Below are 25429 nucleotides of genomic sequence, written 5' to 3'. Positions count from 1 at the left end.
GGACATGCCCGGTTCCGTCATCGTCGCCGGAGCGAGAACGCCCGTCGGCAAGCTCATGGGCGGGCTGAGCAGCCTGTCCGCCGCCGACCTCGGCGCACACGCCATCGGCGCCGCACTGTCCGCGGCGCGGCTCGCTCCGGCCGCCGTGGAGGCGGTCGTGATGGGTCATGTCGTCCAGGCCGGCGCCGGTCCCAACACGGCCCGGCAGGCCGCGGTGAGCGCCGGCATCCCGTTCGCCGTACCGGCGAGCACCGTCAACAAACTGTGTCTGTCCGGGCTGCACGCCATCGCGCTGGCCGACCTCATGGTCGCCTCCGGACGCCACGAGGTGGTCGTGGCGGGCGGTATGGAGTCCATGTCCGGCGCCCCGCATCTGCTGCGCGGGTCCCGCACCGGCTGGAAGTACGGGGCGGCGACCATGGAGGACGCCCTCGACCGCGACGCGCTGATCTGTGCCTTCGACGGAGTCTCCATGGGCGCGGCCACCGAGCGCTACCAGCGGCCCTTCGCGTTCAGCCGTGCGGAGCAGGACGAGTACAGCGCCCTGTCGCACCAACGGGCCCAACACGCCCGGGAGTCCGGCGCGTTCGCCGCGGAGATCGCGCCGGTCACGGTGGCCGGGCGCCGGGGCGAGACGGTGGTGGAGGCCGACGAGGGCATCCGGCCGCAGAGCACCGCGGAGAGCCTGGGACGTCTGGCGCCCGCGTTCTCCTCCGACGGCACGATCACCGCGGGCAACGCCTCACAACTGTCCGACGGGGCGGCGGCCGTCGTGGTGATGAGCGCGGACCGTGCCCGCCGGGAGGGCCTGACCCCGCTCGCGGAGATCGGCGCCTACGGCACGGTGGCGGGCCCCGACCCCTCGCTGCTCGTCCAGCCGGCCGGCGCCGTGCGTGACGCGCTGGAACGCGACGGCCGGCTGAAGGCGGCCGACCTCGACCTCTTCGAGATCAACGAGGCGTTCGCCGGTGTCGCCCTGGCCTCCGTACGCGAACTCGGCGTCCCCCTGGAGAAGGTGAACGTCAACGGCGGCGCGATCGCCCTCGGCCACCCGGTAGGCATGACCGGCGCCCGGCTCGTCCTGACCCTCGCCCAGGAACTGCTGCGGCGCGGGGGCGGTAGCGGGGCGGCCGCCCTGTGCGGCGGCGGCGGGCAGGGCGACGCCCTCCTGCTGCACGTACCGCGCGGCTGAGCGGCCCCGGTTCCGCCGGCCCCGGCGCGCGGTGCGTCTCCCGGCCACCACCGCCCTCGTCGCCCACATCCCCCACCCGTACGAGACTCAGGTTGACGCACATGACCAGCCAGCCGCTCCAGACCCTCCGGGCCTCCGAGGCTCCCCGGTCCACCCCGACGGACCGCGACGAGGCAACTCTCGTCGTGGACAGCCGCGTTCACGCCGCCGACGGCGTGGTGTCCCTGGCGCTGCGCCGCCCCGACGGCGGCCCGCTGCCGGTGTGGACGCCGGGCGCCCACATCGACCTGCTGCTGGACAACGGCTTGGTCCGTCAGTACTCCCTGTGCGGGAGTCCCGCGGACCTCGCCCTCTGGCAGATCGCCGTACTGCGCGAACCGGAGAGCCGCGGCGGCTCCGCGTACGTCCACGACCGTCTCGCGGAGGGCTCGGCGGTGCGGGTGCGCGGGCCGCGGAACAACTTCCCGCTGCGCGCGGCCGAGCGTCATCTCTTCGTCGCGGGCGGGGTCGGCATCACTCCGATCCTGGCGATGGTGGAGGCCGCCGAGGCGGCGGGATCGGACTGGCGACTGCTGTACGGCGGGCGTACGCGCCAATCCATGGCGTTCCTGGACCGCCTCACGCCCCACGGGGACCGGGTGCTGATCCGGCCGCAGGACGAGTACGGCCTGTTGGACCTCGCCACCTTCATCGGGGCGCCCGTCGAGGGCACGCTGGTGCACGCCTGCGGTCCCGAGCCGCTGCTCCGTGCCACGCAGGAGCAGTGCGCCGGCTGGCCCGCCGGCACGCTGGGCGTCGAGCGGTTCGCCCCGGTCCAGCCGACCGCAGAGGCCGCTCCCTCGTCCGCCTTCGACGTGGTGCTCGCCCGGTCGGGGCGCACGCTCACCGTGCCGGCGGACCGGTCGGTGCTCGAAGTGGTGGAGGAGGCGGGTGTCCCGGCTCTGTTCTCCTGCCGGGAAGGCACCTGCGGCACCTGTGAGACGGACGTGCTGGACGGTACGCCGGACCACCGCGACTCACTGCTCGACGAGGACGAGCGGGCCGCCGGTGACACCATGCTGATCTGCGTCTCGCGTTCCTGCGGCCCCCGGCTGACGCTCGACCTCTGACCAAGGGCCCGATCCCAGCAATTCGGTAGAACCACGCGTCTCAGACCTGGGACTCCGGAGCCGGCCCACTGGTCCCCCTGACCACCAGTTTCGGGTCCAGCACGGCCTCCCGTGGTTCCACGTCCCCGCCTTCCAACCGCTCCACGGCGAAACGCACCGCGTGTTCCGCCATGAGGAACGCGTCCTGACGCACCGTGGTCAGGCCGATCGGCATCAGGTGGGACAGATGGCTGTCGTCGTAGCCGACCACCGACATGTCACGGGGAACGTCCACCCCCGCCCGCGTCAGCGACATCAACAGCCCCCACGCGCACCGGTCGTTGCCCGCGAGGACCGCGGTCGGCAGGGGCTGCCCGCGCTCGCGCTCCGCCAGCAGCGACTCCCCCGTCTCGATACCCGACAGCTCGGTGTGGTCGCCGGGAATGACCCGCGCCTCCGACTCCAGCCCGTGGCGGCGCATCGCGGCCCGGTAGGCACGCCGCCGCTCCGCCGACCCGGGGCCACGGCCGCCGTCGATGTGCACGATCCGACGGTGCCCCAGCTCGACAAGGTGATCCATGGCCTGCCGCACGCCCTTGCCCTCGGCAGAGTGCACGAAGTCGACGTGGGCGTGGGGCACTCGGCGACTGACCGACACCGTGACCGTGCGACGCCCGAGCCCGTCGAGGTAGGCGGCCTCCGCGTCTGGGCCGAGCAGGATCACCGCCTCGCACCGGTGGCCGAGGAGCGCCTCGATCGCCTTGGCCTCCTCCCGACTGTGCGTGGCCGCGGAGAGCAGGACGTCGTAACCGAGCCGTTCGGCCTCGGGGTAGATGCCCGCGATGAGGTCCGAGTGGAAGGTCTGGTGCACGGTGAACATCACGCCGAGTGTGCGGCTGCGGCCCCGGGCGAGCAGCCGGGCGGCGTTGTCGGGGTGGTAGCCGATCTCGTCGGCCACCCGCAGGACGCGTTCACGGGTCTCCTGGCTGGCCCCCGGCCGTCCGCGGAAAATGATCGACACGAGTGCCCTGGACACGCCCGCCTTCGCGGCGACGTCCGCCATCGTGGGCCGTTGCTTGGCTGACGCATCCACCAGTGAACCTCACCCTTCGACGCGCCCCACCTTACGGCTGACCGCGAAATCCCCGGCAACAAGCTATTGACATGACATTTGGACTGGGCTCATCGTACTTGCCTAGAGCGCGCTAGTAGAGCGCGCCAGGGCGACAACATCCCCATCTCCCACCGCAGGCCCGCCCCTCCCCGCAAAGGACACACCATGGCAACGGCGCCATCTTCCCTGCGCACCACCGCAGGCAACCTGTGCCTGGGCTCCGCCCCCGACTCCTGGGGTGTCTGGTTCCCCGAGGACGAGCACCAGGTGTCGTACACCCGCTTCCTCGACGAGCTGGCCGAGGCCGGCTACCGGTGGCTTGAACTGGGGCCCTACGGCTACCTCCCCACTGATCCGCGGCGACTGACGGCGGAGCTGGAGTCCCGTGGGCTGCGGGTCTCCGGCGGCACCGCGTTCGGCGCGCTGCACCGGCCAGAGGCATGGGACGAGACGCTCGTCCATGTCCGTCAGGTCGCCGCGCTCACCGCCGCCGCGGGCGCCCACCACCTGGTCCTCATCCCGCCCATGTACCGGGACGAGAGGACCGGCGCCTTCACCGAGTCGCCCGAACTGACCGCCGAACAGTGGGCCGGCTTCGGCCGGAACGCCGACCGGCTGGGCAGACTGCTCCTCGACGAGTACGGCGTGCGGCTCGTCATCCACCCGCACGCCGACAGCCACCTCCAGACCCAGCCGGAGATCGAGCGGCTGCTGAACGAGTCCGACCCCCGCTACACCAACCTCTGCCTGGACACCGGTCATGTGGCCTACGGCGGCGGCGACAACCTCGACCTGATTCGCCGCTTCGGTGAGCGGGTGGGCTACGTCCACATCAAGCAGATGGACCCCGCGATCCTCGCCGAGGTGGCCGCCGAGGGCCTGTCCTTCGGCGAGGCCGTCAAGCGCGGAGTGTGCGTCTCGCCTCCCGCGGGCGTGCCGAACCCGGCCGACATCGTGACCGAACTCGCCCAGCTGGACGCCGAGTTGTTCGTGATCGTCGAGCAGGACCTGTATCCGTGCGCTCCCGACGCGCCGCTGCCGATCGCGGTCAGCACCCGTGAGCACCTGGTCGGCTGCGGGCTGACGGGTACCCGACGTCCCACTCTCGACAGCTAGGAGGCGCCCATGGACGTCAGGGACGACGCGACTTCGGTCCGTACCACTTCCCCAGCCGATGACACCCCGCCGACGGTCTCCCGCCGACTGCGGCTCATCACCGTCATCGCCACCTTCGGCGGACTCCTCTTCGGCTACGACACCGGCGTCATCAACGGCGCCCTGCCGTACATGACCGACGACCTCGGTCTGACCCCCTTCACCGAGGGCATGGTCACCAGCTCGCTCCTCCTCGGCGCGGCCCTGGGCGCGGTCACCGGCGGGCGGCTCTCGGACGCGCGCGGACGGCGCCGTACGATTCTCGTCCTCGCCGTCGTCTTCTTCGTCGGCGCGCTCGGCTGCACGCTCGCGCCGAACACGGCGGTCATGGTGGTGGCCCGGTTCGTGCTCGGCCTCGCGGTCGGCGGCGCCTCGGTGACCGTGCCCGTCTACCTCGCCGAGGTCTCCCCCGCCGAACGGCGCGGCGCACTGGTGACCCGTAACGAACTCATGATCGTCAGCGGCCAGTTGCTCGCCTTCACCTCCAACGCGGTCATCGCCCGGGTCGGCGGCGAGTCCGGCGGTGTCTGGCGCTGGATGCTGGTCCTCGCCACCGTCCCGGCCGTCGTGCTCTGGTTCGGCATGCTGGTGATGCCGGAGAGCCCGCGCTGGCTGGCCTCACAGATCCGCTACGGGGAGGCCCTCGACGTACTCAGGCAGGTCCGGTCCCGGCAGCGGGCCGAGGCCGAACTCGCCGAGGTGTCCGCGCTGGCCGTCAAGGAGGGGCAGGAGAAGCTCGGCGGCTGGCAGGACCTGAGGGCCACGCCGTGGGTGCGCAGGCTGATGTTCGTCGGCTTCGGCATCGCGATCGTGCAGCAGATCACCGGCGTCAACACGATCATGTACTACGGCACCCAGATCCTCACCGACGCCGGCTTCGCCGCCGACAGCGCCCTCACCGCGAACATCGCCAACGGCGTCATCTCGGTGCTCGCCACCTTCGTCGGCATCTGGCTGCTGGGCCGCGTCAACCGCCGCCCCATGCTGATGACCGGTCAGATCGGCACGACCACCGCCCTGTTGCTGATCGGTGTCTTCTCCCTGGTCCTGCCCTCCGGCGACGGCCGCGCCTACGCCGTGCTCGCCATGACCGTCACCTTCCTCGCCTTCCAGCAGGGCGCCATCTCACCGGTGACCTGGCTGATGCTCTCGGAGATCTTCCCCATGCGGATGCGCGGCTTCGGGATGGGGGTCGCGGCCGTGGTGCTGTGGCTGACCAACTTCGCGATCGGACTGGTCTTCCCGTCCCTGGTGTCGGGGATCGGGATCTCCAACACCTTCTTCCTCTTCGTGGCGGCGGGCGTCGTCGCCCTCCTCTTCGTCAAGCGCTGCGTCCCCGAGACGAGGGGCCGTTCCCTGGAAACCCTCGAGGCCGAACTCCGCGCCCGCTTCTCCTGATCCGCCTTCCTCAAGGATTCGACATGCCCGTACGTGTAGGTGTCATCGGCGCCGGAATGATCGGCCAGGACCACATACGACGACTCACCGACGTCGTCACCGGGGCCACCGTCACCGCGGTGACCGACATCGACCAGGCCCGCGCCACCGAGGTCGCCGCCCGCGTCGGCGCCACCGCCCTGCCGACCGGGGCCGACCTGATCGGCTCCCCCGACGTGGACGCCGTCCTCGTCACCTCCTGGGGCCCCACCCACGCCGGACACGTACTCGCCGCCGTCACCGCCGGCAAGCCCGTCTTCTGCGAGAAACCCCTCGCCACCACCGCCGAGGACTGCCTGCGCATCGTCGAGGCCGAACGCGCCCGCGGCCGCCGCCTGGTCCAGGTCGGCTTCATGCGCCGCTTCGACGCCGGCTATCGCCAGATGAAGGAGGTCCTCGACTCCGGCTCCCTCGGCGCCCCCATCGCGCTCACCGCCGTGCAGTCCCTGTCCGACGCGGGCACCAAGGCCGAGATCGCGACCTTCGACCTGAACAAGGAGCTGGTCAAGGCGGTCCAGGACGGCACGATCGAGTTCGCCGTCGACCAGCAGCCCTATCTGCAGGGCTACCTCTCCGTCGACGCCCTCTGGCTCTACAGGAACAACGGCAACGTCAGCGGCGGCGGCACCGCGCCCGTCCTCACCGGCCCGGCCTTCATCACCAAGGAGAACGCCGACAGCGTCGCCGAGTTCGCCGCGAAGGGCACCCGCTGACGAGCCTCCCCCGGCAGGCTGAGCCGACGGTGACCACACCGCCAGCCTCCCACCCTACGCGGGCCGACCGCCGCACCTCTCAACGCGCTTGAACACCTGTTGCGGACTCTGCGACTGACTTTCCGCTCACGCCGCGGAGTCAAGTCGTTCGCGCTGCTCCGCGGTCAACTCCAGTGACACTCCCGCGATCGCCTCGTCCAGCTGCTGGACCGAGCTGACGCCGACGATCGGCGTGGCGGCCGGGTTTCCTCCGGTCAGCCACGCCAACACCACGCGGTTGCGGTTCGTGCCGGTCTCTGCGGCGATCTCGTCGAGGGCTGCGAGCCGGCGGTCGGTGCCGGGGTGGTCGTACTCCGTCGGCAGCGGCCTGTCCGGTCGGGTGTAGCGGCCGTTCAGCAGGGGTGTGTAGGCCCACAGAGCCATGTCGGGGTGGTGCTCCAGGTAGTGGAGCACCTCGTCGTCGACCACGCCGAACCGGTGCACCACGGTGGGCCGGGTCGCGGGGCGCGGCCGCAGGTACGTGTGGTGCTGCTGGACCGCGGTGAAGCCGGCGCTGCCGTGGGCCCGCGCGATCTGACGGGCCCGCTCGATCTGCCAGACGGGGTAGTTGGAGCAGCCGAGACGGCCGACCGTGCCGGCGCTCACGAGCTCGTCGAAGGCGGCTACGGTCTCTTCCAGCGGCGTGGCCGCATCGGGCTTGTGGGCCCAGTACAGCTCGACGTGGTCGGTACCGAGTCGTCGGAGACTGCCCTCGATCCCGCGCTTGACGACCCCGGCCGACAGGCCCTCGGCCGTCTCCGGGAACCGGCCGGCCTCGGTCGGCTCGCAGCCCACCTTGGTGCTGATCCTGACGCGGTCACGAACGCCCGGGCGGCTTGCCAGCCAGCGTCCGAGCAATGTCTCGCTCTGCCCGCCGAAGCCGGTCGGGTCAGCCCAGAACGAGTAGCAGTTGGCGGTGTCGATCCAGACGCCTCCGGCGTCCACGAAACGGTCGAGGAGCTCGTACGATCGGCGCTCGTCCTGAACCGTTCCGAAGAGCATGGCGCCGAGAACCAGATTCTCCATCATGCCCATCACGCTATGCGGATGCGGATCGGCGGTACGCTCCAATCTCGTGGCTGATTCCCAGACCAATCTCGCGTGGGCGACGCTGCTGGACATCGGTCCGCCGGAGCGAGGCCGACGGCGCCTGCACGATCGTCTGGCTCACGCGCTGCGCACCTCGATCCGGAACGGCCGGCTGCCGGAGGGCGCAGCCGTGCCACCGAGCCGAGCGCTCGCCGAAGAGCTCGGCTGCTCCCGTTGGGTCGTGACGGAGGCGTACGGGCAGCTCATCGCGGAGGGCTACCTCTCCGCCCGAGTGGGTTCCGCCACGCGTGTCTCGTGGTCACCGGACAGCGCACCGCCGCTCTCTCGCGTGCCTCGCGCCCCGGCGCGGACACCGATCCGGTACGACCTCGCGCCAGGCCTGCCCGACCTCCGGGCGTTTCCGCGCCGCCGCTGGGCGGACGCCGTCCGCACGGTCACCGGCTCGGCCGTCCACTACGACCTCGGCCTGCCCGACCCCGCCGGACACGCGGTGCTGCGCACCACCGTCGCTCAGTACCTGCGGCGGTCGCGCGGTGCGGACACGAACACCGAGTCCGTGTCCGTGTGCGCCGGTGTCACCGACGCTCTGGTTCGTGTGTGCCGAGCGCTGCGCGCCCAGGGGATCGCCGATCTGGCCGTGGAGGAACCGGGCTGGGGGCGGCTGCGGGACGCTGCGACAAGCGCAGGCGTGCGCGTGCACCCGGTGCGGGTGGACCACGACGGCCTCCGCGTCGACGACCTGGCCGGTACTCCGGCCCGGGCCGTCGTCGTCGGCGCGGCGCACCAGTTTCCCACCGGCACCGTGCTCTCCCCGGAACGCAGAGCCCGTCTGGTGCGCTGGGCCCGCGAGGTGGACGGCTTCGTCATCGAGGACGACTACGACGCCGAGTTCCGCTACGACCACCACCCTGTCGCGGTCATGCAGGGGATGGATCCGAGCCGGGTCTTCCTTCTCGGCTCTGTCAGCAAGACGCTGTCGCCGGCCCTCGGACTCGGCTGGCTGGTCGCTCCTGCCGCGATGACCCCGGCGCTCCGGGCAGCGAACCCCGTTGCCGCCGCGCCACCGGTGCTGGACCAACTCGCGCTCGCCACCTTCATCGACCGCGGGTGGTACGACGCCCATCTGCGCGCGTCGCGGCGGCGGTTCCGCTCCCGTCGCGACCTGTTGGTCCGGACGCTGGGCACCCAGGTACCTCAGGGCCGGGTCGCCGGCACCGCCGCCGGGTTGCACATCCTGCTCCACCTACCGGACGACTCCGACACGCGCGGAGCGGTCCGGTCCGCGACCGCCGTCGGGCTGCGCCTGTCGGACCTCGACGACTACCGCACCGAGCCGTCCGCGAAGCGCGCGCTCGTCCTCGGGTACGGCAACATCAGCGACACGGAGATCCCCCCGGCCGTCGCGCTCCTGGGCGAGGCGTTGCGTTCGGCCGTTCCACGGTCACGACTCGACACCGGCAGGTGAGGGTGCGCATCTCGCTCGACGGGTGGACTCGCGGGTTAGCGATCTACCGTCCAGTGGCTCTGTCTTCGTGGGCTCGATCGGGGCGCTAAGTAGAGGCCCCAGCAGCGCCATCATGGTGGCCGCACGCACCTCCGCCCCCAGAACTATGGTGCCCCACCACATGTGCCTCTGACCTGCGGATTCCTACGGTATGGCGACACGAACACGTCCCCGCCAACCGCCAGGAAGTGGTACGACAACTCATCCGATCGGGGCTAGGACCTGCGGTTTTGCCTCATCGGCCGCCAGAGAGTCAGCACCGAACCAGCACCGGAACTCGACCGTGCTGGTTGGGGCAGCAGACGAGAGCCTCGCCGACGACCCATCGTGCGTCGCTCCGTCATCGCCCTGAACGACTGGGCCGAGCACTGGATCGTCCCGGCCGGCGCCTCCACGGTCTCCCTGCTCCACCGCGACTGCGGTAGCGAGGTCCGAAGCGTGGTGACCTGCGCCTCCGGACACGAGATCACCGCGCCCGGCCAGGTCACGGCGGTCCCGGTTCCCGGGGCGAAGCCTGCATCCGCGACCGATCAACCGGCGCACGGTGGTGGGTAGTAGGGGCGCGAGAACGGATGCCCGCGATCGAAAACCCGTAGCGGGACGAGCTGAAGTCGGCGGAGAAGTCATCGTCGCACCGGCAGCAGAGGCGATCTGCGGGTTGAGGCGGCGGAGGCCCAGTCCGCCACCATGCACGCCGCGGGACCACCGGCCACGCCCGTCCATGGTGGGGCCGGTATGAAGCCGGAACACATCGCGCTCCGAAGCCCGGGCGGGAATCGGTACACGTCACGTCCCGGCTGAGCGCAGCGCTCGGAACCGGACGACATGTGGCGCCACGGTCAGCTGTCAGGTCAGCGAAACGTCGCGGGCGGTGCGGCGATGCGGGCACAGGGCGACGTTCCACGTCTTCGTCGTGGGTCCCGCCCCGCAGAGAACGCCCAACCTGTCCGTGTGCTCACCCGGTCGTCGACCGGGTGAGCACGGCTGAACGGGTGCGTCAGACCGTCGTGGCCACCTGGTCATAGGCAAGGCGGGGGGAACGGTCGAACCATGCGTTCTCACCCGGCTTGCCCATGTTGACCACGGCGAGAACCGAGTGCTCGCCGTCGGCGAAGAACTCCTTGTTGATGCCGTCGGCATCGAATCCGGTCATGGGACCGGCGGCCAGGCCCGCGGCCCGAATTCCGAGAATGAAGTAGCCCACCTGCAGAGAAGCGTTGAATTTTGCGGATTGCTCCCGCACGCTCCGGTCAGAGAACATGAGGTCCTTGGCCTGCGGAAAATACGGGAACTGCTCCGGAAGCTCCTCGTGGAACTCGTTGTCCGCGGCGAGAATCGCGACCAGCGGTGCCGTCTCGGCCTTCTTGTTGTTCCCTTCGGCGAGGTGCTGGACCAGGCGCCGGCGAGCCTCGTCCGAACGGACCAGGACGATACGGAGCGGCTGCTGGTTCATCGACGTGGGAGCGTACTTGACCAGGTCGTAGATGGCCTGAACCTGCTCGTCGGTCACCGGTTCATCGGTGAACGTGTTGGCGGTACGGGCCTGCCGGAAGAGCAGGTCCTGTGCCGCGGGGTCGAGACTGAGGGACATAGATGCATTCCTTGTTAACGAGGGGCGGGTCGACTCAGGATTAATTTCGCGACCCATTTCTGCACGGTCGGCAGGATATCCGAGAGAAGCTGAACCTGCCTACCGAAAAGCGGCAATGGCAATATCACCTGCCCCTTTTCAGCCATCTCGCAATGGTGACTGAGGACACATATCTCCCATTCACGGCATGGGAGGTTGCGGCGCGTTTTCCAGGGGTGCTCCCCCTGTGCCCCGGCCTGTCAGCCGACGGTTCAGTTTCGTCAGTCGGCGGTTCGGGCCACGCCCAGTCCGAAGAACCTGCGGTAGGAGTCCACCTGCCCGGTGAGCATGTGCATTCCGTGGTGCACCTGGTGGCCCTGCGCGGCCGCCTCCCGCAGGAGGGGTGTTTCTCTCGGTTTCATGATGATGTCCGCCACCACGCTGCCGGGAGGCAGGGAACGGGGCGAGAACGGCAACGGGTCGTCGGGGCGCAGTCCGAGCGGCGTGGCGTTGACGGCGATGTCACTGTCGTGCAGCGGCGGTTCGGGGGCGGCGCGGACGCGGCCCGGCCAGTGTTCGGCCAGCCGGTCGACGAGAGCGGTCAGGCGAGGTCCGTCCGGATCGGAGACGGACAGACTGTCCACACCCGCGGTGAGCAGGGCCGCCGCGATGGCGCTGCCCGCTCCGCCCGCACCGGCCAGCGCCACTCTCCTGCCCCGAGGCGAGTGACCGGCCCCGACGAGGCCCGCCACGAACCCCGAACCGTCGAAGTTCTCGGCGAGCCAGGCACCGTCGGGCTCACGCCGCAGGGCGTTCGCACTGCCGGTTATCTCCACCGTGCGGCTGCGCCGGTCGGCCAGCTGCGCCGCGGCCACCTTGTGCGGCACGGTGACGAAGAGGCCGTCGAGGTTGCCGACACACTGCAGACCACGGACCACGTTTACGAGGTCGTCGCGCCGCGCATGCACGGGCACCAGCACCGCGTCGATACCCAGCCCGGCGAAGACCGGGTTGAGTAGCCCGGGCGACTGAACCTGGGTCACCGGGTCGCCCAGGACGGCGTACAGACGGGTGGTTCCGCTGATGGGTCCCGGGTGCGGATTATCGGTCATCATGCCCCTTCCTCATGCTGGACGGTGCTGCGTGGGCGGCAGTTGTCGGCAGTGCCCCGCCGCCGGTTGCGGGAGCTCAGCCGACGAGGATCAGATCTTCTTGGCCACGTAGTGCCGGTAGCTGTCCACCGGTGGCATGAACTGCGACGGCAGCACGCCCATCTTCTTCAGCAGTCTGGTGGAGCCGCTGTCGGTGTAGCCGGCGAAGGAACCGCCCACGGCCTCCGGGCCGACCCGCTTGGCCATGTGCCGCTGGATGGCACCGACCCGCTGCTCCCGCAGCGCCTTGTGGAAGGACCCCTCCGGAGCCAGCCGCCCGTGGATCGCGGCCTGCACCTGGGGCGAGATGTCACGGTCGAGCACCCACTCCAGGCCCAGATCCTTCCCCTGGAGCTCCTTCAGGAAGGCATGGCGCTGCGTGGTGTAGAGGTCGACGTGCGTGAAGTGGCCGCCCGGCTTGAGCACCCGCGCCACTTCCTTCAGGAACTTCTCCAGGCTCGGGTAGTTGTGCGCGCTCTCGATGTTCACCAGGACGTCGACCTCGCCGTCCTCGAACGGCAGGTTCTCCGCGTCGCCCTGGACATAGCGCAGGCCCTTGCGGGACAACGAGGCGTTGGCCCGCTTGACGGCCTGGTCCGACAGGTCGAGGCCGATCATGCTCTTCGCGTCGACGACGCGGGAGAGGAAGTTCAGGCCCTCGCCCAGTCCGCAGCCGACCTCGAGAACGAACTTGTCCGCGTAGTCGTCCAGGTCGAGCGGCACCTCCCTGAGTGCGGCGAAGTACAGCTCCTCGGAGAAGCCGTCCGTGTCGTAGTCGAGGAATCCGGGAATGCGGGCGCTGATCTCCTTGGCCACCTGGTCGTCGTGGTAGCCCCAGTTCCACAGGATGCCCTTCTTCGACATCCTGGCCTGCAGGTCGTAGCTGGTGGAGATGTTCTTCTTGTGTGTGCCCTCCTTGGCGCCCTGAGCGTCCTGATCATGTGTCAGGTTGATCTCGTTGACACTGGTGAACAAGCCATACATGTCTTCGCGTGCACCCATGTTCCGGGTTCCTCTCTCATGGTGCTGCCCGAAAGCGGTGAATCCGCCAGGGCGGGGGTCTCTCAGTCGGCAGCCGGGAGCGGTGTCCCCAGCCGGTGGGCGAGTTGGTCCACCAGTTCGCGCAGTTCCTCGGGTCCGTTCGCCGCGCCGAAGACGGTGAAGTCGGGGCGCACCAGCACGGCCGTCGCGCCGTTCTCGGTCAGGTACGGCAGATAGCGGCCCTCGATGTCGACCACGGCGCCAGGACCGGACTTCCCCGGTTCCGTGCCCGCGGGCAGGAGGTGCGCGCAGCGCGTGCCGAGACCGTCGAGGAAGGCGCGCCGCCGGTCGTCGAGCAGCGTCGCCGGATCGCTGACGGCGAGCAGTACGAAGCCCAGGCCGACGATCTCGTCGAGCAGTCCGTCCCCTTCGGCGTCCGCGACCCTTGCTTGCGGGAAGAGGGTGCCGGCCGGCCTCAGTGGCGTGCCGTCGCCGGTCCGTTGGAACAGGCCTTCGTCGAAGGGGATCACGGTCGACATCGGCAGCGCGGCGGCGCCCTCGCGGTCACGGGCGGCCAGCATGATCGCGTCCCGGTCGGCGGCGGCGGCGGGATCGGTCACGCAGATGACCTTGCCGAGTTTCACGGACGTGGTGACGGCGTTCTGGACGTGCGCCCGGCGCTCGACGGTGTAGGTGTCGAGCACGGAGTCGTCGGCGAGACCGCGCAGTGCCAGGTCGAGCTTCCACGAAAGGTTGGCCACGTCCCGGAAGCCCGAGCACATGCCCTGCCCCGCGAAGGGCGGCATGAGGTGTGCGGCGTCCCCCGCTATCAGCAGCCGGCCTTTGCGCCACTCCCCCGCCCAGCGGGCCTGAAAGGTGTAGACGGCGTGCCGTTCGAGTGTCGCGTTGTCCGGGTGGACGGAGAACATCTCCAGCATGCGCCACAGGGTGTCGTCGCGCTTCAGCTCCTCGATGTTCTCGCCCGGCAGCCGCATGAACTCGAAGCGGCGGTGCCCGGGGCCGGCCGACACGGCAGTCCGCGGCCGCTGCGGGTCGCAGATCTGCAGGTTGTTGGGACGGAATTCGCGCGGCTCGTCCAGTACGACGTCACAGATCAGCCAGTCGTAGAAGAACCCGAGGTCGGTGAGAGAACTCTCCATGGACTCCCGGACGAAGCTGTTGGCCCCGTCGCACCCGACGACGTAGCGCGCGGTGAAGGTGTGTTCCTGCTCGTCGGCGTCCTCGGAGATCACCTCGACCAGGTCGCCGCGGTCGTCGAGTTCGACGACCTCCTGGCCGCGGACGACCCGTAAGTTCGGGAAGTCGGTGCCCCGCTCGATGAGCGTGGCCTCGAGCCCCGGCTGGTACATGGCGGTCGCTTGCGGCCAGCCGCAGTGGCCGTTCGCGGCGCTCTCCATGTGCAGCAGGGTGTCGCCGGCGGCGTTGCGCCAGGCGTAGTCCCGTGAGTTCTCCCCGAACTTGTCGAGGAAGGGCCCGATGCCGGCGGCCGCCAGGATACGGGCAGCCTCGTCGTCGAAGCCGACGGCCCGCGGCATGGGGTACGGCTGCGACCAGCGCTCCACGGCCGTGACCCGCCAGCCGCGCCGGGCCAGCAGGATCGCCAGCACCTGCCCCACCGGGCCGTAGCCGACGACGGCCACGTCCGTGTCGGTGGCGGCGTCCGTCTCGGTCCCGGCGCCGGCCGTCTGCGTCTCCACTGTCATCTCCGTCCGGTCCCGTCTCAGCCGTTGCCTGTGCCGGCGAGGATGTCCTTCGCCACGCGCTCGAACTCGGCCTTGTCGATCAGGGTGCGGGTCGTTTCGTGACCGTTCTCCACTGTCAGCAGGCGCCTGCCGGTGAGGACGAGCTGCCCGTTGTCGGTGGCACGGCCGCGCAGCACGGTCCCGGCGAACAGCGAGTCCTTCACGATCTGCTCGGCGGCGGAGTCCCGCGGACTGTCCCAGTCGGAGACGGCCCGGGCCTTCAACTCGAACCGGTACACCGACCGCCATTCGCCGGTGGCGGCCCTGCGTTCCAGCACGTGGTAGGTGCCGTCCGCCGTGAGCCGATAGGAGCAGCCGAACTGGTGCTGCACCTCGTCGGTCATCCGCAGCGGTTCCAGATACGACGGTCCGGCGAAGCCCACGTCGACCAGCCAGGTCTCCCCGTCCAGCCGCACGCACGTGAAGGTGTGCTCGAAGTCCGGCCCGAACTGCCCGTTGGGCCAACGCTGTGACGCGGCCAGGATCGAGACGTCGTAACCGAGTTCGGTCAGGAGCCTGCGGAACAGGCCGCTCAGGTCGTGGCACACACCGCCCGCGCCCTCGATGACGATCGCCCGGAACGTGGCGTCGATGTCGATGTCGACGACGTTGCGGAAGCCGGTGAAGCTCTTGATGAAGTGACTGCTGTCGTAGGCCAGTGACATCAGGTGCTTCTTGTGCAGTGAGCGAAGCGTCTCGGAGCTGGGCTCGGGCACCTCCGTGAACCCCAGACGGTGCAAGTAGGTCTCGACGTCGAACATCCGGTTACTTTCCCTTCTCCGTGTGGTCCCACTTGGCCAGCAGCTCACGCAGCCGCGAGACGGCCCGCGCACGCGACGCGTCGTCGTGCAGCGCCGGAGCCAGTGCCGATTCCAACTTGCCGATCTCCTCGGCGACCGCCTCCGGTGTGACGGCCAGGTCGGGCTCGAGGGTGTCCAGCATCAGCTCGGCGATCATGCCCGCGGTGGGGAAGTCGAAGATCAGGCCCTGCGGCAGGTCGAGTCCCGACACTCGGTTGAGGCGGTTGCGCAGTTCGAGACCGGTCAGCGAGTCGAAGCCGATGTCGAGGAAGGCGAGCCCGTCCTCGACCGCCGTCGAGCCGGTGGCGTGACCGAGCACCTGTCCGGCCTCCGCCAGCACCAGGTCGGTGAGGAACGTCAGCCGCTCCTGCGGGGACAGACGCAACAGCCGCGCCCGCAGCGCCTCGCCGTCGTCGCCCGTCGTCGCATCCTTGCCGCTGTTGGTGCCGGTGCCGGTGACCGTGAGAGCGGCGGCCTCGGGCAGGTCCCGCAGCAGCGGGCGTTCCCTGGCCACCGTGTAGGACGGCGTGAACCGCGACCAGTCGATACCCGCGACCACGAGGTGCCCCTCGCCACCCGCCATCGCCTGGCCCAGGGCCTCGACCGCGAGTTCGGGCCGCATCAGCTCGATGCCGACCTCCGCGAACTCCTCGGCCACGGTCTCGTCGACCATGCCGCCGCCGGCCCAGGCGCCCCAGGCCACAGCGGTCGCCGCCCGACCCTCGGCGCGCCGCCGATGCGCGAGCCCTTCGACGAAGGCGTTGGCGGCGGCGTAACCGCCCTGCCCCGCACCGCCCCAGACGGCGGCGCCGGAGGAGAACACCACGAAGGCGTCCAGCGGATGGTCGGCGAGCAGGGCGTCGAGGTGCACGGCACCGGCGACCTTCGCCCGGCCCACTGCGGCGAACTCCGCGACGCTGCTGTCCGGCAGTTGCGTGGGTTCCTGTGCGGCGCCTGCCGTGTGGAAGACAGCGGAGACGGGCACGTCGGACGGGACCGCCGCGATCACCTCGGCGAGCGCGGTCCGGTCGGTGACGTCGCAGGCCACGACGGTGACGCGGGCACCGAGCGCGGTCAGCTCCGCCTCCAGCGCGTCCGCCCCCTCGGCGGCCCGGCCGCGGCGACTGAGCAGCAGCAGGTGCTCGGCGCCCCGGCCCGCGGCCCAACGCGCCACGTGTGCACCGATGCCACCCGTACCGCCGGTGACCAGGACCGTACCGCGTGGCGTCCAGGGTTCCCCGGACAGCGTGCCGTCAGCAGCGGCGGACTCGGCGCGGGTCATACGGCGCGCGTACGCGCCCGTGGCCCGGATCGCCACCTGATCCTCGCCGTGCTCTGCGCAGAGCACGGCGACCAGCCGGCCCAGCGCCGTCTCGTCCGGCCCGGCGGCCACATCGACCAGCCCGCCCCAGGACCTGGGGTGGTCGAGAGCCAATACGGTGCCGAGCCCCCAGATCATGGGCTGAGTCCCGCTCCGCACCTCCCCGTCCTCCCGGACCGCGATGGCTCCGGAAGTCAGGCACCACAGCGGGGCGGTGACGTCCAGGTCCCTGAGCGACTGGACGAGGGTGACGGTGGCGGCCGTACCCCGCGACAGTGTGGGATGGTCGGCATCCGGCCGCTCGTCCAGTGGCAGCAGGGACACCACCCCGACCGGTGTGGCCCTCGCCGTGTCGAGACCCACCCGGACGAGTTCCGCCAGGCCCTTCCGGTCCTCGCCGTCCACGTCCACCCGTACGACGCGACCGCCGTGCGCGGTCAGCGCGCCGCTCGTGGCCTCCGCCATCGCGTCGGCCTGCCCCGCGGGCACCAGCATCAGCCAGGTGCCGTCGGCGACGGCCGCACCTGACAACAGTGTGTCCGTTATCGGCCGCCAGTCGATCCGGTATCGCCAGCCGTCCAGCACAGCCTGGTCCTGGTGGCGGCGGCGCCACGATGACAGGGCGGGCAGCACGCCGCCCAGGGCGGACGCATCGAGCCGCAGGGACCGGGCCAGCGAGTTCGCGTCGCCGCTGTCCACGATGTCCCAGAACGCCGCGTCGACCGGATCGGCCACCTTCTCGGGAACGGCCGGTCCGTCGCCCTCGATCCAGTAGCGGAGGTGTTGGAAGGCGTAGGTGGGCAGATCCACACGGCGGGCACCGGTCCCCGCGAACACCTGCTCCCAGTCCACATCGACACCACGCGAGTGCAACTGCCCGAGGGCGGCCAGCAGCGCCCGGTCCTCCGGCATGTCCCGCCGCAGCGACGGGACACAGTCCTGCGCCACCATCCCCGACAGCACCCCATCAGGACCCAACTCCAGGAACGTGGACACCTTCTGGCCGCGCAACGCCTGGACACCGTCGTGGAAACGGACCGTGCCACGCACGTGCTCCACCCAGTACTCCGGCGAACACAACCGGCCCGCGTCCGCCACCTCACCCGTCAGATTCGACACCACCGGCACAACAGGCTCGTGATACGTCAGCCCCGCCACCACCCGCCGGAACTCCTCCAGCATCGGATCCATCAACGACGAATGAAAAGCATGCGACACACGCAACCGCTTGGTTCGGCGGTCCTCGAAACGGGCCACCACCTGCGCGACCGCATCCCCGGCACCCGACAGCACCAACGACGTCGGGCCGTTGACCGCGGCGATGCTCACACCCTCGGTCAGCAAAGGAGCGACCTCATCCTCCGCCGCCTCGACCGCGAACATCACCCCACCCGACGGCAACGCCTGCATCAACTCGCCCCGCGCCACCACCAAAGCCGCCGCATCCTCCAACGACCACACACCCGCCACGAACGCGGCCGTCACCTCACCGATCGAATGACCCGCCACATAGTGGGGACGCACACCCCACGACTCCACCAGCCGGAACAACGCCACCTCAACCGCGAACAGAGCCGGCTGCGCATACCGCGTCTCGTCCAACAGGTCCCCGCCCTCGAAGACCAGATCCTTCAGCGAGCGGCCCAGACTCTTGTCCACGGCCGCGCACACCCCGTCGAAAGCCTCCGCGAACACCGGGAAGGCGGCGTGCAGTTCGCGTCCCATCCCCACCCGCTGCGAACCCTGACCCGTGAACAACACACCCAGACGACCCGCAACCACAGATTCCGGCCGTACCGACGCGAGCCCCTCCCGCGCCTCGTCCACCGAACCCGCCACCACCACCGCACGATGATCGAAACGAGCACGCGTCGTCGCCAGCGAATACGCCACATCCGGCAGAGTCAGCCCTCGCTCCTGGCCAAGGAACTCAGCCAGCCGCACCGCCTGAGCACACACCGCCTCCGGCGACCTGCCCGACACCACCAACGGCACCACACCATCACGCACCACACCACCCGGCACCACCGCACGCTCCACCGGACCCGCAGGCTCGACAGCCTCCAAAATCACGTGCGCGTTCGTCCCGCTCAGGCCGAAGGAGGAGACCGCGGCGCGGCGCGGACGGTCCGGCACCGCCGGCCACTCCCTCGACTCGGTCAGCAACTCCACCGCACCCGCAGACCAGTCCACCTTCGGCGACGGCTCATCCACATGCAGCGTCTTCGGCAGCACACCATGCCGCATCGCCTGCACCATCTTGATCACACCCGCCACACCCGCAGCGGCCTGCGCATGACCGATGTTCGACTTCAACGACCCCAGCCACAACGGCCGGTCCTCACCCGACCGCTCCTGACCGTACGTCGCGATCAACGCCTGCGCCTCGATCGGATCACCCAACGACGTACCCGTACCATGCGCCTCCACCGCATCCACATCGGCCGCCGACAACCCCGCACTCGCCAACGCCTGCCGGATCACACGCTGCTGGGAGGGACCGTTCGGAGCGGTGATGCCGTTCGACGCACCGTCCTGGTTCACCGCACTGCCCCGCACCAGAGCCAGCACCTCATGGCCGTTACGCCGCGCGTCCGACAAACGCTCCAGCAGCAGCAGACCCACACCCTCAGCCCACGACGTACCGTCCGCACCCGCCGCGAACGACTTGCACCGCCCATCCGCAGCAAGGCCCCGCTGCCGCGAGAACTCGATGAAACTGCCGGGCGTGGACATCACGGCGACACCGCCGACCAGGGCGAGCGAACACTCGCCATTCCGCAGGGACTGCATCGCAGAGTGCATCGCCACCAGCGACGACGAGCACGCCGTGTCCACCGTCACCGCCGGACCCTCGAACCCGAAGGTGTACGCCACCCGACCGGAAATGAAGCTGCCCGCGTTGCCGTTGCCGAGGAAGCCCTCCAGTTCCTCCGGTACGCGCGTGAGGTTGGTGGCGTAGTCGTGGTACATGGCGCCGGTGAAGACGCCCGTCCGGCTGCCTTTCAGCGACGTCGGATCAATACCGGCCCGCTCCAGCACCTCCCACGACGTCTCCAACAGCAACCGCTGCTGCGGATCCATCGCCAACGCCTCACGCGGACTGATCCCGAAGAACCCCGGATCGAACTCCCCCGCATCATGCAAGAACCCACCATGACGAACCGACGACTTACCCACCGCGTCCGGATCAGGATCGAACAACCGCTCCACATCCCAGCCCCGGTCCTCCGGGAACGCCGAGATACCATCCCGCCCCTCGGCCACCAGACGCCACAGATCCTCCGGCGAACCCACACCACCGGGCAGCCGACACCCCATCGCCACAATCGCGACCGGATCCTCCGACACCGAAACAGCAGACAGCCCCCGGCCGACCACCGACTCGGCCACCGCCTCCTCGCCCACCAACTCCAGCCGCAAAAACTCAGCCAGCACACCCGGCGACGGATAATCAAAAATCAACGTCGCCGGCAACCGAAGACCCGTCACCGCATTCAAACGGTTCCGCAACTCCACCGCCGTCAACGAATCAAAACCCAGATCGTTGAACGCCTGACCCGCACCGATACTCCCCGCACCCGCATGCCCCAACACCACCGCCACCTCACCCGACACCAACTCCACGAGGTGACGTTGCTGTGCCTCATGGGTCAGCGTCGCGAGCCGAGCCGCCAAGGTGTCACCAGTGGCCGAGCCGGTGTCTGCGGCCGCGGTGCGCGCCGTGCGGCGCGGCTGGCGGACCAGCCCGCGCAGCATTGGCGGCAGCTGCCCAGCCCGTGCCTGCTCCGTCAGGGCGGCGAAGTCGAACTTCACCGGAACGAGCATGGAGGCCTCGCCGGAGAGGGCCGTGTCGAGCAGGGCCATGCCGTCCTCGGTGGCCAGCGGGAGCACTCCGCCTCGGCCCATACGGGCCTGGTCCGACTCGCTCATCGTCGCGATCATTCCGCCGGACTCGGCCCAGAGGCCCCAGGCCAGGGAGACGGCGGGCAGACCCTGCGCCCGGCGCCACTGCGCGAGGGCATCCAGGAACGCGTTCGCCGCCGAATAGTTGCCCTGCCCCGGACCACCGATCACTCCGGCAGCCGAGGAGAACAGGACGAACGCCGAGAGATTCATGTCGCGTGTCAGCTCGTGCAGCGTCAGCGCGGCATCGACCTTGGGCCGGAAGACGGCGCCGATCCGCTCCTGCGTCAGGCTCGCGATCACACCGTCGTCGAGGACTCCCGCCGCGTGCACAACGCCGGTCAGCGGCGCGTCGGGCGAGACCGCTGCGAGAAGCTTCTTCACCGCCCTGCGCTTCGACATGTCGCACGCCACCACGGTGACGCTCGCTCCGGCTGCCTCAAGTTCGGCCGTCAGTTCTTCGGCGCCGGGCGCCTCCGGTCCGCGACGGCTGGTCAGCAGCAGGTGTCGTACGCCGTGTGCGGCGACGAGATGCCGGGCGACCAGGCCGCCCAGCGTTCCGGTGCCGCCGGTGACGAGTACGGTCCCCGTGGGATCCAGTACAGGGCCGGTAACGGAGTCGGCCGCGGCCCGCACCAGCCGGGGCGTGTGGACGACGTCGGCGCGCACCGCCACCTGAGCCTCCCCGGTGGCCAGTACACCCGCCAGGGCCGGCCGGGACGCCTGGACTTCGTCCACGTCCATCAGCAGGACGCGGTCCGGGTCTTCGGCCTGCGCAGCGCGTATCAGGCCCCAGACCGCGGCGCCCGCCGGGTCGGTCACTTCGGGGTCGCCGGAGACCCCGACCGCGCCGCGCGTTACGACGAGCAGGCGGGTCGACTCGAGTTCCGGTGCGGCAAGGAATGTCTGAAGGATGCCAAGGACACGGGCGACGAGGCCGCGGACCCGTTCGGGGCTGACGACACCGTCGACGGCGTCGACGATCAGCACGTCCGGCATCGACGCGCCGGACCGCACCAGTTCCTCGACGTCCAGGGCCATGGAGACCGGGTGCGAGACGACCCCAGCAGTGGTGCCGGGTGTCGCTCCGGTCGGCACCGCGGTCCACTCGACAGCGAACAGGGCGTCCGTGCCGGGACCGGTCCGCCCGGCGGCTTTGACCTGCTCGTCGTCGACCGCGCGCAGCACGAGCGACTCGACCGACGCGACGGGGGCGCCCTCGCCGTCGGCGAGTTCCAGCGCCACCGATTCAGGTCCGGTGGGCGTCATGCGCACCCGCAGGCTGGTGGCGCCGGAGGCGTGCAGAGTCATGCCGTTCCACGCGAACGGCAGGATGAGCTTGCCCTCCTCGGCCTTCCGCTCGGTGAAGGCGCCGCAATGCAGGACCGCGTCGAGAAGTGCGGGATGCAGGCCGAACCCGGCCGCCGCCTCGGCATCGTCCACCGGGAGCGCGACCTCGGCGTAGATCTCCTCTCCGAGGGTCCACAGCGTGCTGAGGCCCTGGAACAGCGGCCCGTACGCGTATCCGGCGTTCGCCTGGTCCGCGTAGAAGCCGGTCAGGTCGACGGGTTGCGCACCCTCCGGCGGCCACACACCGAACGCGGCGCCAGGGACGGGCACCTCGTCGTCGAGCTGGCCGCTGGCGTGGCGGACCCACGGACTGCCGGCCTCGGTGTCGTCGGGCCGCGAGTACACCGCGACCGACCGGACACCCCCATTGTCCGCACCGACCGAGACCTGGATACGCACCGCGCCCTTGTCAGGGATCACCAGAGGGGCTTCGATGATCAACTCGCGCAGGGACCGCGCACCGACCTCGTCCCCGGCACGGACAGCGAGCTCCACAAGAGCGGTACCCGGCAGCAGAACCGTGCCGGACACGGCGTGGTCCGCCAGCCACGGCTGCGCGGCCAGCGACAACCGGCCCGTGGCAACCACACCACCGGTATCGGGAACACTGATCACCGAGTCGAGCAGCGCATGCTCCACCGCGAACGCGGGGTCAGCCACCGGCACGTTCGAGTTCAGCCAGAACCGCTGGCGCTGGAAGGCGTAGGTGGGCAGGTCCACACGGCGGGCTCCGGCCCCGGCGAACACCTGCTCCCAGTCCACATCCACACCACGCGAGTGCAACTGCCCGAGAGTGACCAGCAGCGCCCGGTCCTCCGGCACGTCCCGCCGCAGCGACGGGACACAGTCCTGCGCCACCATCCCCGACAGCACCCCATCAGGACCCAACTCCACAAACGTGGACACCTTCTGGCCGCGCAACGCCTGGACACCGTCGTGGAAACGGACCGTGCCACGCACATGCTCCACCCAGTACTCCGGCGAACACAACCGGCCCGCGTCCGCCACCTCACCCGTCAGATTCGACACCACCGGCACAGCAGGCTCGTGATACGTCAGCCCCGCCGCGACGCGGCGGAACTCCTCCAGCATCGGATCCATCAACGACGAATGGAAAGCGTGCGACACCCGCAACCGCTTGGTTCGGCGGTCCTCGAAACGGGACACCACCTGCGCGACCGCATCCCCGGCACCCGACAGCACCAGCGACGTCGGGCCGTTGATTGCGGCAATGCTCACACCCTCGGTCAGCAAAGGAGTGACCTCATCCTCCGCCGCCTCGACCGCGAACATCACCCCACCCGACGGCAACGCCTGCATCAACTCGCCCCGCGCCACCACCAAAGCCGCCGCATCCTCCAACGACCACACACCCGCCACAAACGCAGCCGTCACCTCACCGATCGAATGACCCGCCACATAGTGGGGACGCACGCCCCAGGAACGTACAAGGCGAAAGAGCGCCACCTCGACGGCGAACAGGGCCGGCTGTGCATACCGCGTCTCGTCGAGCAGGTCCCCGCCCTCGAAGACCAGATCCTTCAGCGAACGGCCCAGGCTCTTGTCCACGGCCGCGCACACCTCGTCGAAAGCCTCCGCGAACACCGGGAAGACGGCGTGCAGTTCGCGTCCCATCCCCACCCGCTGCGCACCCTGACCCGTGAACAACACACCCAGACGACCCGCAACCACAGATTCCGGCCGTACCGACGCGAGCCCCTCCCGCGCCTCCTCCACCGAACCCGCAACCACCACCGCACGATGATCGAAACGAGCACGAGCCGTCGCCAGCGAATACGCGGCGTCCGTGAGGCTCAGTTCACGGTGCAGTTCCAGGTGGTCGGCCAGACGCCGGGCCTGCGCGCTCACGGCCTCGGCCGTTCTGCCCGACAGGACGAGGGGTACGAGCCCGCGCGTCGTGGTCGGTTCGGGAGCATCCTTCTCAACGGCTTCCAGGATGAGATGGGCATTGGTGCCGCTGATGCCGAAGGAGGAGACCGCCGCGCGGCGCGGACGGTCCGGCACCGCCGGCCACTCCCTCGACTCGGTCAGCAACTCCACCGCACCCGCCGACCAGTCCACCTTCGGCGACGGCTCATCCACATGCAGCGTCTTCGGCAGCACACCGTGCCGCATCGCCTGCACCATCTTGATCACACCCGCCACACCCGCAGCGGCCTGCGCATGACCGATGTTCGACTTCAACGACCCCAGCCACAACGGCCGATCAACCGGGCGCCCTTGTCCGTAGGTCGCGATCAACGCCTGCGCCTCGATCGGATCACCCAACGACGTACCCGTACCGTGCGCCTCCACCGCGTCCACGTCGGCCGCCGACAGGCCGGCGTTCGCCAACGCCTGCCGGATCACCCGCTGTTGGGAGGGGCCATTCGGAGCGGTCAGGCCGTTCGACGCACCGTCCTGGTTCACCGCACTGCCCCGCACCAGAGCCAGCACCTCATGCCCGTTGCGGCGGGCGTCCGACAAACGCTCCAGCAGGACCAGGCCCACACCCTCAGCCCATGATGTGCCGTCCGCACCCGCCGCGAACGACTTGCACCGCCCATCCGGCGCCAGACCCTGCTGGCGCGAGAACTCGATGAAACTGCCGGGCCGGGCCATCACGGCCACACCGCCGGCCAGGGCGAGCGAGCACTCACCATTCCGCAATGCCTGGATTGCCGAGTGCATCGCGACCAGCGACGACGAACACGCCGTGTCCACCGTCACCGCGGGTCCTTCGAACCCGAAGGTGTACGCCACCCGGCCCGAGACGATACTTCCGGCGGCCACGGCCGCTTCGTAGTCGTGGTACATCAGGCCGGCGAAGACACCCGTCCGGCTGCCTTTCAGCGACGTCGGATCAATGCCAGCCCGCTCCAGCACCTCCCACGACGTCTCCAACAGCAACCGCTGCTGCGGATCCATCGCCAACGCCTCACGCGGACTGATCCCGAAGAACCCCGGATCGAACTCCCCCGCGTCGTGCAGGAAGCCGCCCTCCCGAACGTAGGACTTGTCGGCCAGACCGGGGGTGGGGTCGTAGATTCCGTCGACGTTCCAGCCCCGGTCCTCCGGAAACGGTGTGATGCCGTCACGTTCCTCGGCCACGAGACGCCACAGGTCCTCCGGTGAGGAGACACCGCCGGGAAGTCGGCACGCGGCCGACACGATCGCGATCGGTTCGGACGAGGCCGCAAGGACCCGGTCACGCTCCTCCTTGAGCTGCTCGTTCTCCACGAGCGAGGCGCGCAGTGCCGCGACAAGCTTGTCCTCTGACACAGACATTCTTGAG

General features: G+C 69.8%; 15 protein-coding genes. 7 read left to right on the top strand and 8 right to left on the bottom strand.

Features of this window, described 5'->3' with window-relative positions; all coding sequences use genetic code 11:
- Positions 1 to 4: 4 nt before the first annotated feature.
- Together OHA64_RS43535 and OHA64_RS43530 are read left to right on the top strand one after the other, a co-directional pair.
- A complete protein-coding gene (locus tag OHA64_RS43535) occupies positions 5 to 1192 on the top strand; it encodes an acetyl-CoA C-acyltransferase (RefSeq protein WP_405622726.1) in 1188 nt (395 codons plus the stop codon).
- Positions 1193 to 1293: 101 nt separating this feature from the next.
- Positions 1294 to 2301 (top strand): PDR/VanB family oxidoreductase, encoded by a 1008-nt coding sequence (locus OHA64_RS43530; RefSeq protein WP_405622725.1) that lies wholly within the window; start codon positions 1294 to 1296, stop codon positions 2299 to 2301.
- Positions 2302 to 2341: 40 nt separating this feature from the next.
- On the opposite strand, the gene OHA64_RS43525 is transcribed toward OHA64_RS43530, so the two are convergent.
- Positions 2342 to 3343 (bottom strand): LacI family DNA-binding transcriptional regulator, encoded by a 1002-nt coding sequence (locus OHA64_RS43525; RefSeq protein ID WP_405624363.1) that lies wholly within the window; start codon positions 3341 to 3343, stop codon positions 2342 to 2344.
- Between the two features lie 216 nt (positions 3344 to 3559).
- Between OHA64_RS43525 and OHA64_RS43520 the strand changes: the two genes are divergently transcribed.
- The 3 genes from OHA64_RS43520 to OHA64_RS43510 are packed head-to-tail and all read left to right on the top strand — an operon-like array spanning position 3560 to position 6699.
- Positions 3560 to 4510, top strand: a complete 951-nt coding sequence (locus OHA64_RS43520) for a TIM barrel protein (RefSeq protein WP_405622724.1) — start codon at positions 3560 to 3562, stop codon at positions 4508 to 4510.
- A 9-nt stretch (positions 4511 to 4519) separates the two neighbouring features.
- Entirely contained in the window at positions 4520 to 5947 is a 1428-nt protein-coding gene (locus OHA64_RS43515) for a sugar porter family MFS transporter (protein WP_405622723.1), read from the top strand.
- A 23-nt stretch (positions 5948 to 5970) separates the two neighbouring features.
- A complete protein-coding gene (locus OHA64_RS43510) occupies positions 5971 to 6699 on the top strand; it encodes a Gfo/Idh/MocA family oxidoreductase (protein WP_405622722.1) in 729 nt (242 codons plus the stop codon).
- Between the two features lie 126 nt (positions 6700 to 6825).
- Here the strand turns inward: OHA64_RS43510 and OHA64_RS43505 are convergent, their stop codons facing one another.
- Complete coding sequence (locus OHA64_RS43505) at positions 6826 to 7767, bottom strand: aldo/keto reductase (protein ID WP_405622721.1); 942 nt, start codon at positions 7765 to 7767, stop codon at positions 6826 to 6828.
- A gap of 46 nt (positions 7768 to 7813) precedes the next feature.
- Here OHA64_RS43505 and OHA64_RS43500 point away from each other — a divergent pair, with 46 nt between their 5' ends.
- Together OHA64_RS43500 and OHA64_RS43495 are read left to right on the top strand one after the other, a co-directional pair.
- Positions 7814 to 9253 (top strand): PLP-dependent aminotransferase family protein, encoded by a 1440-nt coding sequence (locus tag OHA64_RS43500; protein WP_405622720.1) that lies wholly within the window; start codon positions 7814 to 7816, stop codon positions 9251 to 9253.
- 366 nt (positions 9254 to 9619) lie between these two features.
- Positions 9620 to 9847: a hypothetical protein gene (locus OHA64_RS43495; protein WP_405622719.1), complete on the top strand. Its 228-nt coding sequence runs from the start codon at positions 9620 to 9622 to the stop codon at positions 9845 to 9847.
- A gap of 442 nt (positions 9848 to 10289) precedes the next feature.
- Here OHA64_RS43495 and OHA64_RS43490 read toward each other — a convergent pair whose 3' ends face one another.
- The 6 genes from OHA64_RS43490 to OHA64_RS43465 form a co-directional block, all read right to left on the bottom strand.
- Positions 10290 to 10883, bottom strand: a complete 594-nt coding sequence (locus OHA64_RS43490; protein ID WP_405622718.1) for a malonic semialdehyde reductase — start codon at positions 10881 to 10883, stop codon at positions 10290 to 10292.
- A 260-nt stretch (positions 10884 to 11143) separates the two neighbouring features.
- Positions 11144 to 11977, bottom strand: coding sequence for a shikimate dehydrogenase family protein (locus OHA64_RS43485; RefSeq protein WP_405622717.1), 834 nt, complete (start codon positions 11975 to 11977; stop codon positions 11144 to 11146).
- Between the two features lie 87 nt (positions 11978 to 12064).
- A complete protein-coding gene (locus OHA64_RS43480) occupies positions 12065 to 13015 on the bottom strand; it encodes a class I SAM-dependent methyltransferase (protein ID WP_405622716.1) in 951 nt (316 codons plus the stop codon).
- 62 nt (positions 13016 to 13077) lie between these two features.
- Complete coding sequence (locus OHA64_RS43475) at positions 13078 to 14718, bottom strand: bifunctional 3-(3-hydroxy-phenyl)propionate/3-hydroxycinnamic acid hydroxylase (RefSeq protein ID WP_405622715.1); 1641 nt, start codon at positions 14716 to 14718, stop codon at positions 13078 to 13080.
- Positions 14719 to 14735: 17 nt separating this feature from the next.
- The gene (locus tag OHA64_RS43470; RefSeq protein WP_405622714.1) at positions 14736 to 15518 is read right to left on the bottom strand and encodes an arylamine N-acetyltransferase; all 783 of its coding nucleotides are present in this window, start codon (positions 15516 to 15518) and stop codon (positions 14736 to 14738) included.
- A 4-nt stretch (positions 15519 to 15522) separates the two neighbouring features.
- Positions 15523 to 25416, bottom strand: coding sequence for a type I polyketide synthase (locus OHA64_RS43465; protein WP_405624362.1), 9894 nt, complete (start codon positions 25414 to 25416; stop codon positions 15523 to 15525).
- Between the last annotated feature and the right edge of the window lie 13 nt (positions 25417 to 25429).

The organism is Streptomyces sp. NBC_00076, from assembly GCF_045041235.1.
Lineage (GTDB): Bacteria > Actinomycetota > Actinomycetes > Streptomycetales > Streptomycetaceae > Streptomyces.
This window is presented reverse-complemented; position numbering and strand designations above follow the sequence as displayed.

Excerpts from the sequence above, each read along its gene's own strand:
- OHA64_RS43525 (WP_405624363.1), bottom strand. The coding sequence starts at position 3,343 with ATGGCGGACGTCGCCGCGAAGGCGGGCGTGTCCAGGGCACTCGTGTCG.
- OHA64_RS43475 (WP_405622715.1), bottom strand. The coding sequence starts at position 14,718 with ATGACAGTGGAGACGCAGACGGCCGGCGCCGGGACCGAGACGGACGCC.
- OHA64_RS43535 (WP_405622726.1), top strand. The coding sequence starts at position 5 with ATGCCCGGTTCCGTCATCGTCGCCGGAGCGAGAACGCCCGTCGGCAAG.
- OHA64_RS43490 (WP_405622718.1), bottom strand. The coding sequence starts at position 10,883 with ATGTCCCTCAGTCTCGACCCCGCGGCACAGGACCTGCTCTTCCGGCAG.
- OHA64_RS43530 (WP_405622725.1), top strand. The coding sequence starts at position 1,294 with ATGACCAGCCAGCCGCTCCAGACCCTCCGGGCCTCCGAGGCTCCCCGG.
- OHA64_RS43480 (WP_405622716.1), bottom strand. The coding sequence starts at position 13,015 with ATGGGTGCACGCGAAGACATGTATGGCTTGTTCACCAGTGTCAACGAG.
- OHA64_RS43520 (WP_405622724.1), top strand. The coding sequence starts at position 3,560 with ATGGCAACGGCGCCATCTTCCCTGCGCACCACCGCAGGCAACCTGTGC.
- OHA64_RS43470 (WP_405622714.1), bottom strand. The coding sequence starts at position 15,518 with ATGTTCGACGTCGAGACCTACTTGCACCGTCTGGGGTTCACGGAGGTG.
- OHA64_RS43485 (WP_405622717.1), bottom strand. The coding sequence starts at position 11,977 with ATGATGACCGATAATCCGCACCCGGGACCCATCAGCGGAACCACCCGT.
- OHA64_RS43510 (WP_405622722.1), top strand. The coding sequence starts at position 5,971 with ATGCCCGTACGTGTAGGTGTCATCGGCGCCGGAATGATCGGCCAGGAC.
- OHA64_RS43515 (WP_405622723.1), top strand. The coding sequence starts at position 4,520 with ATGGACGTCAGGGACGACGCGACTTCGGTCCGTACCACTTCCCCAGCC.
- OHA64_RS43505 (WP_405622721.1), bottom strand. The coding sequence starts at position 7,767 with ATGATGGAGAATCTGGTTCTCGGCGCCATGCTCTTCGGAACGGTTCAG.